At 35.7% G+C, this 17,360-nt stretch carries 14 protein-coding genes and 3 pseudogenes; 11 read left to right on the top strand and 6 right to left on the bottom strand.

Annotated elements, in window-relative coordinates; translation table 11 throughout:
- Positions 1–71: 71 nt before the first annotated feature.
- The 4 genes from ettA (at position 72) to L3081_RS16290 (ending at position 2,815) form a co-directional block, all read left to right on the top strand.
- Entirely contained in the window at positions 72–1,745 is a 1,674-nt protein-coding gene (gene ettA / locus L3081_RS16275; RefSeq protein ID WP_242287136.1) for an energy-dependent translational throttle protein EttA, read from the top strand.
- A gap of 166 nt (positions 1,746–1,911) precedes the next feature.
- Positions 1,912–2,274: a PilZ domain-containing protein gene (locus tag L3081_RS16280; RefSeq protein ID WP_242287137.1), complete on the top strand. Its 363-nt coding sequence runs from the start codon at positions 1,912–1,914 to the stop codon at positions 2,272–2,274.
- A 39-nt stretch (positions 2,275–2,313) separates the two neighbouring features.
- Complete coding sequence (locus tag L3081_RS16285; protein WP_242287138.1) at positions 2,314–2,457, top strand: ACT domain-containing protein; 144 nt, start codon at positions 2,314–2,316, stop codon at positions 2,455–2,457.
- A 1-nt stretch (position 2,458) separates the two neighbouring features.
- On the top strand, positions 2,459–2,815 hold the full coding sequence (locus tag L3081_RS16290) for an ACT domain-containing protein (protein ID WP_242287139.1): 357 nt from the start codon (positions 2,459–2,461) through the stop codon (positions 2,813–2,815).
- 43 nt (positions 2,816–2,858) lie between these two features.
- Here the strand turns inward: L3081_RS16290 and phoR are convergent, their stop codons facing one another.
- The 3 genes and pseudogenes from phoR to L3081_RS16305 all read right to left on the bottom strand — a co-directional run bounded on the left by phoR (position 2,859) and on the right by L3081_RS16305 (position 5,763).
- Positions 2,859–3,899: a phosphate regulon sensor histidine kinase PhoR gene (gene phoR, locus L3081_RS16295; protein WP_242287140.1), complete on the bottom strand. Its 1,041-nt coding sequence runs from the start codon at positions 3,897–3,899 to the stop codon at positions 2,859–2,861.
- A gap of 66 nt (positions 3,900–3,965) precedes the next feature.
- Positions 3,966–4,674 (bottom strand): annotated as a pseudogene (gene phoB, locus L3081_RS16300) (phosphate regulon transcriptional regulator PhoB).
- A 168-nt stretch (positions 4,675–4,842) separates the two neighbouring features.
- On the bottom strand, positions 4,843–5,763 hold the full coding sequence (locus tag L3081_RS16305) for a porin (RefSeq protein WP_242287141.1): 921 nt from the start codon (positions 5,761–5,763) through the stop codon (positions 4,843–4,845).
- Between the two features lie 329 nt (positions 5,764–6,092).
- Between L3081_RS16305 and L3081_RS16310 the strand changes: the two genes are divergently transcribed.
- The 7 genes and pseudogenes from L3081_RS16310 to L3081_RS16340 all read left to right on the top strand — a co-directional run bounded on the left by L3081_RS16310 (position 6,093) and on the right by L3081_RS16340 (position 14,795).
- Positions 6,093–7,838, top strand: a complete 1,746-nt coding sequence (locus L3081_RS16310) for a sensor histidine kinase (protein WP_242287142.1) — start codon at positions 6,093–6,095, stop codon at positions 7,836–7,838.
- A gap of 367 nt (positions 7,839–8,205) precedes the next feature.
- Positions 8,206–9,128: pseudogene (gene rdgC, locus L3081_RS16315) on the top strand (recombination-associated protein RdgC).
- Between the two features lie 40 nt (positions 9,129–9,168).
- A pseudogene (locus tag L3081_RS16320) lies at positions 9,169–10,344 on the top strand (phosphoglycerate kinase).
- A 228-nt stretch (positions 10,345–10,572) separates the two neighbouring features.
- Positions 10,573–11,472, top strand: a complete 900-nt coding sequence (locus tag L3081_RS16325) for a fructose bisphosphate aldolase (RefSeq protein WP_420839758.1) — start codon at positions 10,573–10,575, stop codon at positions 11,470–11,472.
- A gap of 266 nt (positions 11,473–11,738) precedes the next feature.
- Complete coding sequence (gene fba, locus L3081_RS16330; protein WP_242287144.1) at positions 11,739–12,806, top strand: class II fructose-bisphosphate aldolase; 1,068 nt, start codon at positions 11,739–11,741, stop codon at positions 12,804–12,806.
- 227 nt (positions 12,807–13,033) lie between these two features.
- Positions 13,034–13,879 (top strand): DUF481 domain-containing protein, encoded by an 846-nt coding sequence (locus L3081_RS16335; protein WP_242287145.1) that lies wholly within the window; start codon positions 13,034–13,036, stop codon positions 13,877–13,879.
- A gap of 133 nt (positions 13,880–14,012) precedes the next feature.
- Positions 14,013–14,795 (top strand): DUF481 domain-containing protein, encoded by a 783-nt coding sequence (locus tag L3081_RS16340; RefSeq protein WP_242287146.1) that lies wholly within the window; start codon positions 14,013–14,015, stop codon positions 14,793–14,795.
- 99 nt (positions 14,796–14,894) lie between these two features.
- Here the strand turns inward: L3081_RS16340 and L3081_RS16345 are convergent, their stop codons facing one another.
- From L3081_RS16345 to L3081_RS16355, 3 genes are all read right to left on the bottom strand, one after another.
- Positions 14,895–15,071, bottom strand: a complete 177-nt coding sequence (locus tag L3081_RS16345; RefSeq protein WP_242287147.1) for a hypothetical protein — start codon at positions 15,069–15,071, stop codon at positions 14,895–14,897.
- A 309-nt stretch (positions 15,072–15,380) separates the two neighbouring features.
- Positions 15,381–16,319 carry an ABC transporter permease gene (locus tag L3081_RS16350; protein ID WP_242287148.1) on the bottom strand — a complete coding sequence of 313 codons (939 nt, stop codon included), beginning with the start codon at positions 16,317–16,319 and terminating at the stop codon, positions 15,381–15,383.
- Between the two features lie 8 nt (positions 16,320–16,327).
- On the bottom strand, positions 16,328–17,215 hold the full coding sequence (locus L3081_RS16355; protein ID WP_242287149.1) for an ABC transporter ATP-binding protein: 888 nt from the start codon (positions 17,213–17,215) through the stop codon (positions 16,328–16,330).
- Positions 17,216–17,360: the final 145 nt, after the last annotated feature.

Genomic DNA, 17,360 nt, shown 5'->3' on the forward strand with positions numbered 1-17,360 from the left:
CTAGGTATTGCTAACCTACAACGAGTTACTTAAAATAAAAGCTAACCTAACCTATTATCCTTTGGACTCTCATGGCACTCCCTGACAAATTTATATTTTCTATGAACCGCGTAAGTAAAGTGGTTCCCCCAAAACGTACTATTTTGAAGAACATCTCTCTTTCATTTTTTCCTGGGGCTAAAATTGGTGTTTTAGGTTTAAATGGCTCAGGTAAATCGAGCCTATTACGTATTATGGCGGGTATAGACAAAGACTTTGAAGGTGAAGCCAGTGCCTTAGCAGGTACGAATATTGGTTACTTACCGCAAGAACCTCAATTAGATGAAAATAAAACGGTACGTGAAGTAGTTGAAGAGGCGGTATCAACCGTGAAAAACGCGTTAAAACGTTTAGATGAAGTTTATAATGAGTATGCAGAAGAAGACGCTGATTTTGATGCGCTTGCTAAAGAACAAGGTCAGTTAGAAGATATTATTAACACTCAAGATGGTCATAATATTGATAATGTACTTGAACGGGCTGCGGATGCTTTACGTTTACCACCTTGGGAACAAAAAGTATCAGTACTCAGTGGTGGTGAACGTCGTCGTGTTGCTTTATGTCATCTGTTACTTCAAAAGCCTGACATGTTGCTACTTGATGAACCAACCAACCATTTAGATGCTGAGTCTGTAGCTTGGTTAGAACGCTTCTTACATGATTATCCTGGTACTGTGGTTGCTATTACCCATGATCGCTACTTCCTTGATAATGTCGCGGGTTGGATTTTAGAGTTAGATAGAGGAGAAGGTATCCCGTGGGAAGGTAACTACTCATCATGGCTTGAACAAAAAGATGCACGTTTAGCACAAGAAAGTAAAAGTGAAAATGCCCTGCAAAAAACGATTAAGCAAGAACTTGAGTGGGTACGTTCTAACCCCAAAGCACGCCAAGCTAAAAGCAAAGCGCGTATGGCACGCTTTGAAGAGTTGAATAGCCAAGAAAATCAAAAACGTAATGAAACAAATGAGTTATATATTCCCCCTGGACCACGTTTAGGTGATAAAGTACTCGATGTTAATAACCTAAAAAAATCTTTTGACGGTCGCGTATTGATTGACAATTTAAGTTTTAGCGTTCCCAAAGGAGCCATTGTTGGTATTATTGGGGCGAATGGTGCGGGTAAATCTACCCTATTTAAAATGATGTCTGGTACCGAACAACAAGATTCAGGCACTATTGAGATTGGTGAAACAGTTAAACTTGCGAGTGTTGATCAATTTAGAGATAACATGGGTGAGAACAACACTGTTTATCAAGAAATCTCAGAAGGTCATGATATTTTAGAAATAGGTACTTACCAAATACCCAGTAGAGCTTATTGTTCGCGCTTCAATTTTAAGGGTAATGATCAACAAAAATTCATTAAAGATTTATCGGGCGGTGAACGTAATCGCGTTCATTTAGCTAAATTAGTGAAAACTGGTGGTAATTTATTATTACTCGATGAGCCAACCAATGACCTTGACGTTGAAACTTTACGTGCTCTTGAAGAAGCAATTCTAGAGTTTCCAGGATGTGCCATGGTTATCTCTCATGACCGGCGGTTTTTAGATAGAATTGCTACACACATTTTAGACTATCGAGACGAAGGACAAATCAACTTTTTCGAAGGTAACTTTAGTGATTATGAAACATGGTTGAAAAAAACATTAGGTGCGGCAGCCATTGAGCCTCACCGTATTAAATACAAAAAAATAGGTTAAAAAACAAGTAAGGCAAGTACACTTCAAAACGTTTATCAATAGTTTTGAAGTGGCTATCTTAAAGATATCTATAGTGAGTAAAATAACGCTTATATAACATTTTTAAGTGCCTTTTTTTAAAAGACGGCTATGCTAAAGCTATTATCAACAATAATGAACACATTAGATGGAAAATAGACGACAATTTACCCGCATATTATTTTCAAGTAAAGCTGAGCTCTGTGTTGAAAATAAAACGTACCCTGTATCAATTCATGACATATCCCTTAATGGTGCATTGGTGAGTGCAGTGAATTCTAAGGAACCATTAAAAGGTAAATTTGGCGATTTATCATTTTGTCTTTCTGATGAGGAATCAAAAGTGACCATGCAGATTGCTGTTGTTCATGAACAAAATGAAGAAACAGGCTTACAATGCAATGCCATAGATATTGACAGCTTAACTTTATTACGTCGTATAGTAGAGCTCAATCTAGGCGATACCAAACAACTTGATAAAGAACTTAACCAACTTTCTAGAACACATTAATACGCTTTCCTCCCATGAAAAACGCACTTAAGGATCCTTATGAATCATATTATAATTTCATGCATTGGTGCCGATAAAAAAGGTATTGTTGATACCTTATCTAATGTCATTAATGAACACGATGGCAATTGGCAAGTCAGTAGTTTACATCATTTGTCGGGTTATTTTCTTTGGTGTCATTGAAGTGGCAGTGAGCGAAGAGAACACGCAAGCTTTAGTATCTGCACTTCATTGTATTGATAGTTTAAATTTTCAAATTGAAATAGCAAAACAAACATCAGAAAAAGTTAACTCTACATTAGTACTAGAGCTGACAGCTAACGATAGACCGGGCATAATACAAGAAATATCATCAGTAATTCATCGTCAAGGAGGAAACTTAATTAAGGTAGTTAGCTCTCAGGCAAGTGCCCCACACACTGGTCAGTTAATGTTTAAAGCTAAAGTGCAAATAGCCATGAATGAAACGGATGCAGATGAGTTAATTAGTGCTTTAGAACACATTGCTGACGATTTAATGGTAGACATTGCCAGAGCATAAGAACCATTATATCGCCAAAAAAAAGCATCAAAAAAGAGAGTGATTAACAAAATAAATATTCATCAAAATAAATTGAAAACTCACTCCCTTCTCCCCAAGTACTGGTAATAATTAATTCTGCTTTGTGGTGCAGTAATACATGCTTTACTATGGCTAGACCAAGTCCTGAACCGCCAGTGTCTCGAGAACGTGATTTATCAATACGATAAAATCGCTCGGTGAGCCTATTTAACTTTTCCGGTTTAATACCATCACCATTATCTTTAACACTGAAAACAATCTTATCTCCTCTTTTTTCCCAGTTAATTTCAATTAATCCGTGGGCAGGAGTATAAGCAATCGCATTAGAAATCAAATTAGCACATGCACTCTTTAATTCTGTATCAACACCAAACACACCAATACCTTGGGTAATATTAGTACGTATTTCATGCTGTTTCATTTGGTTTAACCATTTGGCGTCTTCAACAAGACTTCTGATCAGATACGGCATATCAACAGGTTTCATATCATCGTAATCACGATTATTTTCAACTTTTGACAAACTCAGTAATTGCTCTACTAAGCGTTCCATTCGGGTAACTTGTCCTTCAATGGTGCCAAAGATTTTTTGCCATTGAGGGTCCAAAGCGTGATCTGTTTCTTGAATCATTTCAACATAGCCACGTACCACCGTCAGGGGGGTTTTAAGTTCATGAGAAACATTCGCCACAAACTCTCTACGCATTTTTTTCATTCTATGATACTTAGCAATAGCTCGAGACATTAACATTACGCGTTCACCACCAAAAGCAATAACCGAAATTTCTAACTGTAGTTCATCATTAATCGGTGACGTAATAAGACAAGGTGATTCAAAGTTATCTTGCATTAAGTATTTAGAAAGTAAGGGATCAACAAGTAACTCTCCAACATGCTTACCAATATCATCAGGAAACCGAACACCGAGTAAACGCTGTGCCTTTTTATTGCCCGATACAATCAATAAATCCGTGGACAAAATCAGGGCGGCATCAGGTAATGCTTCAATTCCCGATTGAAAACGAAAATCTTGAGTCTTTAGCGTATTAGAGAGAGAATTCATTGTTGCTTTTACTTTTGTTAAAGGGGGTGGGGAGACTGTTATTCATTGCATTTAGCTTCTAACTATTTAGTTTCTAACTTTTTGCACTGTTTTACCTGAAAAGCGATATCCTGCACCACGCACAGTTTGAATAAAATCTTCGTGACCTGAGCCTGAAATAGCTTTTCTCAAACGACGAATATGTACATCAACCGTTCTATCTTCAACATAAACATTGGTTCCCCACACATTATCGAGTAGCTGCTCTCGAGAATAAACTCGCTCGGTATGCGTCATGAAAAAATGTAATAAACGAAATTCAGTCGGACCAAGATCCAAGGCTTCTTCATTGATAGTCACATGGTGAGAAACAGGATCGAGTTTTAAGCCATGAAACTCCACTTTTTCAGCCAATAATGTTGGCGAAACTCGGCGAATTACCGCCTTAATTCTAGCAATCAATTCTTTAGGAGAAAAAGGCTTAGTAACATAATCATCAACCCCAAGCATCTAGACCTTTAACTTTATCGTCTTCATCTGCACGAGCAGTCAGCATAATAATAGGAATGTTACGACTATATTCCCCTTGCTTTAATTCTTTCGCCAACTGAACCCCACTGCCACCAGGTAGCATCCAATCGAGTAGAATAAGATCGGGGTAAGGCTCAATAATTTTTTCCTTGGCTTCTTTTATATCAACAGCTTCAACAGCGTTAAACCCGTTTTGTTCTAATACAAAAGTAATCATTTCCCTAATTGGAGTTTCATCTTCAACAACTAAAATGTAACCACTCATAAATACGCCTTAAAATAATAAATAGTTTTCATGTAATTTCAATAGTGCCATTATGCGTAACAATAATGACACTTTTATGACATTGTTTTTATTAGCACCAAATAACAATTAATTGCTTAATTTTTTTGTTGAATAAAATAGATCACCTAATTAGTGAAACAGGTATAATTAAAAATTATACTGAATACCTGCCGCTAAATAATCTTCGTCTTTATTTTCTGTTTTGATATCAAACGTTGTATAGAAAGCATATAGCTTAGTACTAGCTGCTAACTTATAATCGACCCCGACCGTCATACCACTATTTTTATCAGCATTTTTATGATCAGCTATTTGATACTGACCTTTCAGTGTTGCTGCGCCTAATTTATATTTAGCTGAAACCATAACACCATCCATTTCAGCGCCTGTATCGATATTCTCTTGATTTTGTAACATTAACCCTAATGTAACACCTGCAACTTTTCCTTGTACCGTTGCTCTTAATGTATCATAACCTCCAACTTCTGAATCCATGGCAACAGAAACAAAAACCGTTGATTTCTTAAGGCTTTTATCGCCATAAAAAGCAGCAACAGAGAATGCATCTTCACCATCAACATCTTCTTCAGCCACATAGCTAGCACCAAATTGAAAACCATTAAATTTAGGTGATTTATAAGTAATAGAGTCACTTAAACGATTTTCCCCTTTCCAAAGCACCTTAATATCAGCATTTAAATCGCTAAATAAATCAGCCTTCCCTTGAGATTGTTTGAGCATTGAATCATTTTTCCCCAAAAGCACTTCACCAAATGCACCTTTTAATCCAATAAACTGGTTTCTTCCCTTAAATACATCATCACTATCGCCATCAATGTCCACTTCAAATTCTGCTTGATAAATAACTTCTAGATCATCATTTAATGTGTGAGTACCTTTAAAGCCAATACGAGATGCATTACTTTTAACCTCACTAAAGCTGCCTTCCCCCTCATCTGATACCTGTAAAGACACATCCGCTCTGCCGTATACATCAACCGATGCAGCCATGGCAGGATAAGCTAGAATGGAACATAGAGATAATGCCAACACGTTTACTTGTTTCATGTTTTACGCCTTCTTTATAATTTGAAATATATTTTATGTGCCTTAAAGGCAAATGGTAAATTACTTGCCGGGTATGCTAAAGCGACTATATTACATAAATATGACAACCCTTGATAAAAACAGCAATAAAATGGCAATATTATTACAGTTTTATTAAATATTTATTTCATTTATGGCAATAAAGCCATAATACTGTTACTTTTTTATTAAATATTTATTTCAAACAGAAAAGGTCATTTGATAATGTTGGTTTATTATCATAAAAAATTTTATCCTTTTCACAAAAGTAGTTAGAATAATAATAATTAATCAAAGCGAAAATTAATCCTATGAAAGTAAAGAGCATTTCTCGAAAATTACTAACAAGAGTACTTTCATTTTATTTTATTTTAACGTTGAGCGTTACTGGCATCCAAGTTATCGCCGAATACTTTAATACAAAAAACCACATCAACAGTGAACTTCTTACGTTAGAAAAAACCATTAGTGGTAGCTTAACTCGCGCAGTTTGGGAGCTTAATACTCAACAAGCTATCGATATTTCAGAAGGCCTTGTTGCAATCCCCATGATCAAAGGTATTACTGTTACTGATGAATCAAACAACATAATTACACAATTAGGAGAAACCATTTCTCCTGAAAAAATAACGATAAAAAATGAAAATTCAAACGATGAATTAATGGGTATTAGCTCACTTACAGACGGTTTATTTGGCCATTCTTTTCCGCTAATATTTGAATTTTCAGGCAGAACAACTTCTGTCGGTAGGGTAACGTTATTATCAAGCGATGCGGTTATTTTTAGCCGAATTAAAGTCGGTATCTATTTTCTTATTGGTAACGCAATCGTAAAAACAGCATTCTTAGTGTTTTTATTTTCGTTGGCTTTTAATAAATTACTAACCACTCCTTTACAAGAACTTACCCAACAAATTAGACAGATAGATCTAGATGATCCTGAAGCCTCTAAAATTCATTGCATGAATTATGAAAAAAACGAACTTAATATCCTTGAAGATGCCTACAACAACCTAGTCAATAAGTTAGTGGAATTTAAGGAAAAATTAGCTTTATCACAATTAGAAACAGATAAAGCCAAAGAGCTACTTGACGAACATAATCTATTGCTTGAACAAGAAGTGGCAAGAAAAACATCCTCGTTGAGCAGTACAATGCTTAAAATGGAAGTACAACAAAAAGAGTTACGAGAACAAAAACAAAACCTACAAGAAGAAAACATTCGCCGCAGTAAAACAGAAAAAACGCTAACAACAACCAACAAAGATCTTATTCATTCAATTACCGAATTAAACAAAGCGAAAGAGCGACTGTTAGAAGCAGAAAAAATGGCTTCGGCGGGAGCACTATCTGCTGAAGTTTCACATGAATTATCTACTCCTGTAGGTATAAGCATCACATCATCTAGCTACCTGCTAGAACAAATAATACATCTACAACAAACATTAATACAAAATAAGTTATCTAAAAAATCCATTGAAGTCTTTATTGATAATGCGAATAAAAGCACCGAACTATTAATAAACAACCTGCAACGAGCCTCTGAATTACTGACCAGTTTTAAACACATTGCTGTGGACCAAACCAGTGATAAAATTCGTATGGTCAGTATTGCACTTTATTTAGATGAAATTATTCAATCTTTACATCCAAAATTACGAAAAACTAATCATACAATTAACGTGCATTGTGATGAAAGTATTGAGGTTTATAGTCATCCTGGTGCTATTGCCCAAATTATTATCAATTTAATTATAAATTCCATCACTCATGGATTTGAAAACATCAATAACGGCAAAATAACCATTGACGTTACCTTTCATCACAATTTGCTTACGATTGACTATGCCGATAATGGCCAAGGAATAACTCAAGAAGCTAGTGAAAAACTATTTGATGCATTTTATACAACTAAATCGAATAAAGGCGGCATAGGCCTAGGTACACATATCATAAAAAACTTAGTTATTGACACCTTAAACGGTACAATTTCCGCACACTCCGAGTTAGGTAACGGCTTAAGTTACCATATTGAACTACCAGATATGCGGACCTAAAACCATAAAATATTAACATAACTATCTGTAAAACAGATGTTTATATGTTTTTTTACACCTAACACTTGAGCTCGTTCTCAATTAATATAGCGGCAAGTAAACACCCGCCGGTTACGATATAGCCGTATTAGAAAGCAATAGCACTACGTAAACACGTGTAAAGTTTTTTGTAATATTCATCATATTGTTTTTATTTTATTTCACTATATCACTCATTTTCAGCCCGCTTTACTTGTTTTATTCTTATTTGAGATTAAGTTTTAATGAATGCTAATGATCCCCTTCTTTTTTTCAGGTAATATAGCGTTTTTAAAAATAAGCCCTACCGCTTATTAACTTTTTAAGCATTCACGCTAGGATCATTTTTATGTGGTTTAAAAACCTATACTTTTTCGCTTTTACTAGACCATTTAAACATTCGGAAGAAGATTTAGAAAAGCATCTCAATGAACATCTTTTCACCCCCTGTGGCTCTACCGAACTATCACATTTCGGTTGGGTGAATGCTTTAGGCAAACATGGAAGTAGTAGCGTTCATAGTGCCAACGGCAACTTTTTAATATGCGCAAGAAAAGAAGAGAAAATTTTACCCGCCCCTGTTATCAAAGACATGATTGAAGAAAAAGTAAACCTACTTGAACAAGAACAAGGCCGTGGCGCAACGAAAAAAGAAAAAGAACAGTTTAAAGAAGATATTGTTTTTGAACTACTACCACGTGCTTTTTCACGTATTTCTGACACGCACGCTTATATAAGCCCAAAAGATAACATTATTGTTATTAACGCTAGCGCACGTGGTAAAGCAGAAGATTTACTAGCCCTACTGCGTAAAGTGTTAGGCACATTACCTGTAACAACGTTAGAGCCTGATGTTCAAGCCGATGAAACCATGACTGATTGGTTAGTGAAAAAAGATCTGGGGGCTAAGTTCCAATTAGGTATGGAAGCCGAATTTAACGCAATTGGTGATGATGGCGCCGTCATTCGTGTTAAAAATCAAGATTTAGAAAGCGATGAAATAAAATCTCATTTAGATGCAGACAAATACATGGTAAAAGTTGCACTTGAATGGGACGAATCACTCTCTTTTATGCTTTGTGATGATTTATCTATCAAACGTATTAAATTCTTTGACGTTATTCAAGAACAAAATGATGACATAAATAGTGACGATGTTGTTGCAAAGTGGATGCTGACTTTGCATTAATGGCCGGAGAATTAAATCGCTTTATTCACGATTTACTTAACGAGTTTTCCTTAAAAACAACTGAATTATTAGAAAACGACTAACTCTATTTAGCTAGAAACTGATTACTTATTGGGAGTAAAAATGACTATTATTAAAATGTCTGATTTAACATTAACAGATAAACGCGTTTTAATCCGTGAAGATTTAAACGTGCCCGTTCAAGACGGAAAAATCACCTCGGACGCTCGGTTACAAGCTGCATTACCTACCATAAAACTGGCTTTAGATCCGGCGCAAAAGTGATGATAATGTCTCACCTTGGTCGTCCAACTGAAGGCGAATATTGTGAAGAGTATTCTCTTAAACCTGTTGCTGATTATCTAGCAGGTGCCCTTAATTACCCTGTTCGCTTAGTTAAAGACTATTTAACAGGCGTAGATGTAGCGGCCGGAGAGCTTGTTGTTTTTGAAAACGTTCGTTTTAATAACGGCGAAAAGAAAAATGATGACGCCCTAGCCAAACAACTTGCTAATCTATGTGATATCTTTGTTATGGACGCTTTCGGCACAGCTCATCGTGCACAAGCAAGTACCCATGGTGTAGCTAAATTTGCACCAACGGCTTGTGCCGGTCCATTACTGGTCAGTGAATTAGCTGCTTTAAGTAAAGCGCTAGATAACCTTGACTCGTCCTTTAGTTGCCATTGTAGGTGGTTCAAAAGTATCAACTAAACTCACAGTTTTAGATGCATTATCAAAAATTGCTGATACCATCATTGTTGGTGGCGGAATTTCAAATACATTTGTTGCTGCGGCGGGAAATGAAGTGGGTAAATCACTCTATGAAGCTGATTTAATTCCAGAAGCACAACGTCTATGTAAACAAACACAAATAATATTTGCTGACGATGTAACAGTCACTCGTGATGGTTTCAGCGATTGGAAACATGATTCAGCTACACAAATCAAATCGGCATCTGAAGTAGACGCAGAAGATGACATCATTGATTATGGCCCAAAAACTGCCGCAAAAGTGGCCGAAATAATAAAAACTGCGGGCACCATTTTATGGAACGGTCCTGTGGGCGTTTTTGAAATGGACGCTTTTGCCAAAGGTACTGAAGTTATTTCTCATGCTATTGCTGATAGCGCCGCTTTTTCAATTGCAGGCGGTGGCGACACTTTAGCTGCTGTTGATAAATACAATATTAAAGATAAAGTTTCCTATATTTCAACAGGGGGCGGTGCCTTTTTAGAATTTTTAGAAGGTAAAAAATTACCTGCAGTTGAAATATTAGAACAAAGAGCAGAAGGTTAATCATCAAAAAATCAAGTTTCGGGCTTAATAAATAAGAAACAAAATTTACAAGGTTTTATCTCTTATTTGCTCGAAACTTATTTAAAGTGACGCTTGGCTGTTCACATAGTAAAACCATAAAATAACACTATACTCTGTAATTTATACCAACATTATGGGCAGGTTAACACTCCATCCCTCGGAGATTCACCTAAAACAAAGCTCAATCTAAAGGAGAATTATATGTCTTTGAGCGATTCAACAATGGCATCAATGCTTAAAAAAGTAACGACTGAACAAGGTTTCATTGCTGCACTAGACCAAAGTGGCGGTAGTACCCCAAAAGCATTAGCATTATATGGCATAGATAGCTCTGAGTTTTCTAATGATGAGCAAATGTATGATTTAGTACATCAAATGCGTACTCGTATTGTAACTAACCCTGTTTTTACAGGTGAGCGTGTTTTAGGCGCTATATTATTTGAGAACACACTTGATAGAGAATTTTTAGGTCAATCAGCAGCTCAGTATTTATGGCAAGAAAAGCAAGTTGTCCCTTTTCTCAAAGTAGATAAAGGCCTTTGTGATGAAAAGAACGATGTGCAATTGATGAAAGATATACCTGCACTAGATTTACTCCTTGATAAAGCCGTAGAACAAGGCGTATTCGGTACAAAAATGCGATCAGTAATCAAATTAGCAAATCCGCAAGGGATTGATGATGTTGTTGCGCAACAATTTACCATTGCCAAGCAAATACTCGCGAAAGGTTTAATACCAATAATTGAGCCAGAAATCGATATTAACAGTCCAGAAAAGGCTGCTGCTGAAAGCTTACTAAAGTCAGCACTACTGAAAGCGTTGAACAACTTAGCTAATAACCAAAAAGTCATGTTAAAAGTAACGTTACCCGATACAGATAATTTTTATGCCGAATGTATTAATCATCAAAATGTGATTAAAGTAGTCGCATTATCGGGTGGTTACACAAGAGAGCAAGCCAATGAAAAAGTTGCTGCAAATCATAATATGATCGCAAGTTTTTCTCGTGCTTTAACGCAAGGGCTAAGCGCTAAACAATCAGATGAAGCATTCACAAAGGTGTTAAATCTAGCTATTGAAGATATTTTTAATGCATCGAAGACTTAGTATTCACTAAATATTTATGAAATCCCCTAAACCACACTTATTAGTGTGGTTAACTTCCTAACATTTACACCAATGTATGTTAAAAATGAACTTTTTTGAATAGTTTTAATGTAATTTTAATACAAAAATACATTATTCAACTTCAAGCTATCAAAACCACAACTTTTACTGCATGAACACGATAAACCCTGCTATAATTCTGTCAATGTAACCAAAAGGTTTCATTTACACCAACAAATTTTAATTGGCGAATTTAGGAGTACCCAATGGCTTTAATTTCCATGCGTCAAATGCTAGATCATGCAGCAGAATTCAACTATGGCATCCCGGCGTTTAACGTAAATAATTTAGAGCAAGTGCGCGCAATCATGATTGCCGCAAATAAAACCGATAGCCCTGTTATTCTTCAAGGTTCCGCCGGAGCTCGCAAATATCTTGCCGGAGCACCATTTTTACGTCATTTGATTTTAGCCGCGATTGAAGAATTCCCACATATACCTGTGGTAATGCATCAAGATCATGGAACATCGCCCAGTGTTTGCCAACGCTCAATTCAATTAGGTTTTTCATCAGTAATGATGGATGGCTCATTAATGGATGACGGCAAAACGCCAAGTAGCTATGAATATAATGTTGACGTAACCCGCAGAACGGTTGAAATGGCACATGCTTGTGGTGTATCTGTTGAAGGTGAGTTAGGTTGTTTAGGTTCATTAGAAACAGGTGAAGGCGGCGAAGAAGATGGCATTGGTGCTGTCGGTAAATTATCATTAGAACAAATGCTAACCGATCCAGAAGAAGCCGCTGACTTTGTTCAAAAAACACAGGTAGATGCTTTAGCTATAGCGTGTGGCACGTCACATGGTGCTTATAAGTTTACCCGTCCTCCTACAGATGATATTTTAGCTATAGATCGCATTAAGGCCATCCATGCCCGTATTCCTAATACGCATTTAGTTATGCATGGTTCATCATCTGTTCCACAAGAGTGGTTGGCCATTATTAATGAATATGGTGGTGATATCCCAGAAACTTATGGTGTACCTGTTGAGCAAATTCAAGAAGGTATCAAAAATGGCGTACGTAAAGTTAACATTGATACTGATTTACGCCTAGCATCTACTGGTGCAACCCGACGATTTTTAGCGCAGAACCCAAGTGAGTTTGACCCTCGTAAATTTCTTGGAGAAACAACTAAAGCAATGTCTGATATTTGTGTTGCTCGATATGAAGCGTTTAATACCGCAGGCCATGCGAGTAAAATTAAACCCATTAGCCTTGATACCATGTTTGACCTCTACCAAGCAGGTAAGCTAAAAGCATTAATCAAATAAATTCCTATATTATTTCAATAAAATAAAGGGCTACGGCCCTTTTTTGTCTTTTAATCGTCGAAACCTACTTTAAAATATTAATAACTTCTTTATAATGACTATAAACTTAAGTTATAGTTTTAGTGTTTTACCCCGTTAGTACACTTACTTATAAATCTACTTTTCTTTGGTTCTAAGTTATCTTATGTGCCGTAGAAAGGTTATTGTGCCCTGAAATTGAGATTAAAATGATTCGCTCAACTTTTTACCTATTATTATTCGTTTTGTCTTTTAATACTTTTGCACAAGAAAAGAATATTGACGGTGAACATGCAACAGCGGCAGACATAATATCGAGTCTAGAAACACCACAAAGCCCCAAAAAGAAGAATACTCCTCCTATTATGTCAAGCTCAGCTGAGTTAGGTTTTCTTTATAAAACAGGTAACACTAACAGTGGGGATATTAAAGCGGGCTTAGATTTTCGCTTCGAAAAAGATTCATGGTTGAGTTTATTAAACGTCGATTTACTTATGAAAAAAGCCGACATTACAGATGAGAATGGCAATAGCCACTTTAAAAAAACTGATCAAAAGTGGACATTAACTTCTCAAACAAACTATAACTTAGACAATAAAGAAAAAAACTACATTTATGGCAATGCTTGGTTTGAAGAAAATGAGTTTAGTGGTTTCAAAAACCAAGCCTCACTCTCTTCCGGTTGGGGTCGACATTGGTATAAAAGTGAAATGGCATCACTTTGGGGAGATATCGGCCCTGGCTACAAACGCGATTTAATTAAAGAATCTGAAACCGTCTCAAAGAGAACAGCAGATACTTGGATGATTCAACTACAAGCCTTATACATCAGAAAGCTAGGCGAACATATTGAATTAAAACAGTACCTTAGTGCAAAACAAGCCCTAGATACAGACGAAAATAGTATTTATAAAGCCGTATCAACAATTACAACAAAACTCATATCAACACTACAGCTCAAGTTTAATTTCACTTTAGGTTATAACAGTAAAGTTGACATTGACAAAGAGAAGTCGGACACCCAAACAGCGGTAACCATTGTATATAGCTTTTAAGCCTACATACGTTTTAGAAAACTGCTTATTTTCAGATATATTATTAGCTATAATATCAGCTATAATACTATCTAATATTTATAACATTAATTAACTTAAACATTAACATTACTTAATATTGAAAAGGAAAATCATGAACCTAAAACTAGCCCTCCCTACTTTATGCCTACTGCCATTTATAACACACGCAGTAAACGCTGAAGAAGCGAAAAAAGTAAAACCTACCATTACTGCGTCAGCAGAATTAGGCTTTCTTTATAAAACAGGTAACACGAAAAGCGCCGACGTAAAAGCAGGCTTTAACCTTAAGCATCAAAAAGACAAATGGCGTTCAGACGTTTCTTTTAATATTCTAGCGAAAAAGTTAGAAAAAGAAGATGACGAAGGCAATGACGAATTTGAAACCACTGATAATAAATGGGATATAGTCGGTCAAACCAACTACACCATTGGAGAAGAAGGGAAAAACTACCTTTACGGTAACCTAGCCCATGAACAAGATAAATTTGGTGGTTTTGAATCACAAAGTTCATTTTCATTTGGTTGGGGCCGTAACTGGCTTGAAACTGAAACCTCATCATTTTTTGCTGATATAGGCCCGGGTGTTACACACGATGTAACACGTGAAACAGAAACCAAAGCGTCAGAAAGCAGTTCTAACCTAATCGTTCAAGTACAGGCTTTATATACGCACAAATTCAATGAACATGTTCAATTTAAACAACATTTCGTTGCAAAACAAGCGACTGAATCAGGTGAGAATAGTATTTATAAATCTGAAACATCTGTTACAGCTCAGTTGGTTGACGCATTACAATTGAAATTTGCTTTACGAATCAACTATGATACTGAAGTTGAGCCTGAGTATGAAAATACTAACACGGAAACCTCATTGACTTTAATTTACAACTTCTAAATAAAGCGTAGTTTTTCAACAACTACACTAGCACTATACAGTTATTATCTGCTTAACGATAATAACTGTATACATCAAAAAATTGTGACGCTTATACAATTAGTCATCAAGTTTACCGCTACTTTGCTCTATATAGCACTCATCTATTTTTTTTAGTCGTTCTACATGCTTTATATGCGCACGCCGTGCTGCATAAAGAAAAACACTGACGATGATAATTACAAGAGTTGCTATTGAATATGTTCCTTCAATAAAAAAATTACTTAACCATTCCATGGAAAATTCCTACTACTTTTGTTTAAACAAGGTTAACTATCATTATTTACTATAATTGTTAACTAAAATTGAGAAGTGAAAGGTTCTGATTAGAACATGAAAACCTTCCCTAATAGGCTTATAAAATTGTACTATAAATTATTATACCATATAGGGTATTACCTGTTTCTGAGTATAGTATAAAGCGTAATAATAATACAACCCATGCTTTAACAGTGTCATCGCTCAGTATTCCAACTGAAAAAATAAGCGCCTAGCGATAAAAATACCGAACTCATAACCAGTAAGCAAATTATATGGTAGCTAATATCACTTAACGTAGCACCTTCTACAATAATTTCTCTCGCACCAAACAACTAAATGAGTTAACGGTAAAAAATCTGCAAAGGTTTGTAATGCAGGTGGTGCCCCCTCAAGACTAAACCAAACACCGGATAACATCATCATCGGCCAAGATGTCAGATTTAACAAACCACCAATAAGCTCTTCGCTTTTACTTCTACTAGCAACCAACAAGCCAAGACTAATCAAACAAAAAGCGCCTAACATACCGATTACAATAAGATCAAAATAGCTGCCAAGCATAAAAAAATCAAATAACAGATTACAACCAGTGTAGACAACTGACGACAAGAACATCACAATAAATAATCGAGATAATAGCTGAGCAGATACAAATTCAAATGCTGAAAGTGGTGTTGCTTTTAAACGCTTTAATACGGCATTTTTTCGATAACGCACAATAACGTAACCCACCCCAAAAAGACAACTAAACATCATGTTCATACCCAATATCCCAGGCAGTACCCAATCTACATAGCGAATTTTTTTACCTGTTGTTTCTAAACGAGTAAAGTCTTCAATTTGAGTACTCACTATTTTTTCTACTAAGTAACTTTTAGCTGACTCTGTATTTACCCAATATTCTTTAGTTAAGGGATTAACTACTAAATCAATGGTATGGCGTGTCAGTTTATTTTTAGCCGTTGTTTCATTTTCGTAATAAATAAAATCAATAAAACGAATACTTTTCAAGTGCTCATCGATGTCGGTTGTTTGTATTACACCATCAACCGATTGATTTAGAATACCTACTTTATAAGCCGACCGACCATCACCAGAAAATATAAATGAAAAACCGACAAGTAAAAGCACGGGAAAAATTAAATTCCAACCTAAAGAGGATTTATCGCGAAAAAATTCAATATTTCTCGCTTTAAATACAGCAAAAAAACGTTTTATATTCATGTGTATGCTCATTCTCTTAGCGAGTGCCCAGTTAAATGTAAAAACAAATCATCTAAATTGGCCGATTTTACATGTAAGCCATCCAATGACACTTTGTGTTCCATTAGCAAAGCTAAGGTTTTTTCAACATTATTTGTGGTGATCTCCACTCTACCAGACAATATGACCCATTGATTTTCTTCTATTAATTTTAAAGGTACTTGTTGCTCTGGCAAATAAATAAAAACATTTTGAAAATGCTTACTCAGTAGCTGATGGGGTGTCCCTGTTTCTATGATAGAGCCCTGATCCATAATAACAATATCATCACAAAGTTGTTCAGCTTCATCCATATAATGAGTCGTTAGTATAATGGTTTTATTTTGTCCTTTAATATTTTTAATTAATTGCCAAAAATTGCGTCTTGCATGGGGATCTAACCCCGTGGTTGGCTCATCTAAAAATATAATTTCTGGATCATTTATTAACGCTAAAGCCAATAATAATCGTTGTCGTTGTCCACCAGACAACAAACGGTTATCTCTATCTAGAAAGCCTGATAAATCACAAAGTTCGATCAACTGCTTTTGCGGTAGAGTATCTTGATAGAAAGAAGCAAATAAGTTTAACGTTTCTTTAACCGTTAGAAAATCTTGCAACGCTGTATGCTGAAATTGAATACCTATTTGCTGTGATATATTGTGATCAACTTCTTTGTCATGATGTTGATACACAACAGAACCGGAACTCGCTTTAATAATTCCTTCCATGATTTCAATGGTCGTTGTTTTACCTGCACCATTGGGGCCTAATAGGCCAAAACAGTGCCCTTGTTTAACATCAAAGCTTATATTATTAACCGCTGTCACATCTTTATATTGCTTAGTTAACGCTTGAACACAAATAGCAACACTCATGTTTTAAGCTCCTTAAACCCATTTTTTCAACATTGTACTGTACTTAAACAATAAAACATTAAATTTCTTTACATGATAATAGTTATCATTTGCATTAAGTTGTTATTTAGTTTATTTTACCAACACGTAAATAATAAATGCTCAT

Source organism: Colwellia maritima (genome assembly GCF_022669015.1).
Classification (GTDB): Bacteria; Pseudomonadota; Gammaproteobacteria; order Enterobacterales; family Alteromonadaceae; genus Colwellia; species Colwellia maritima.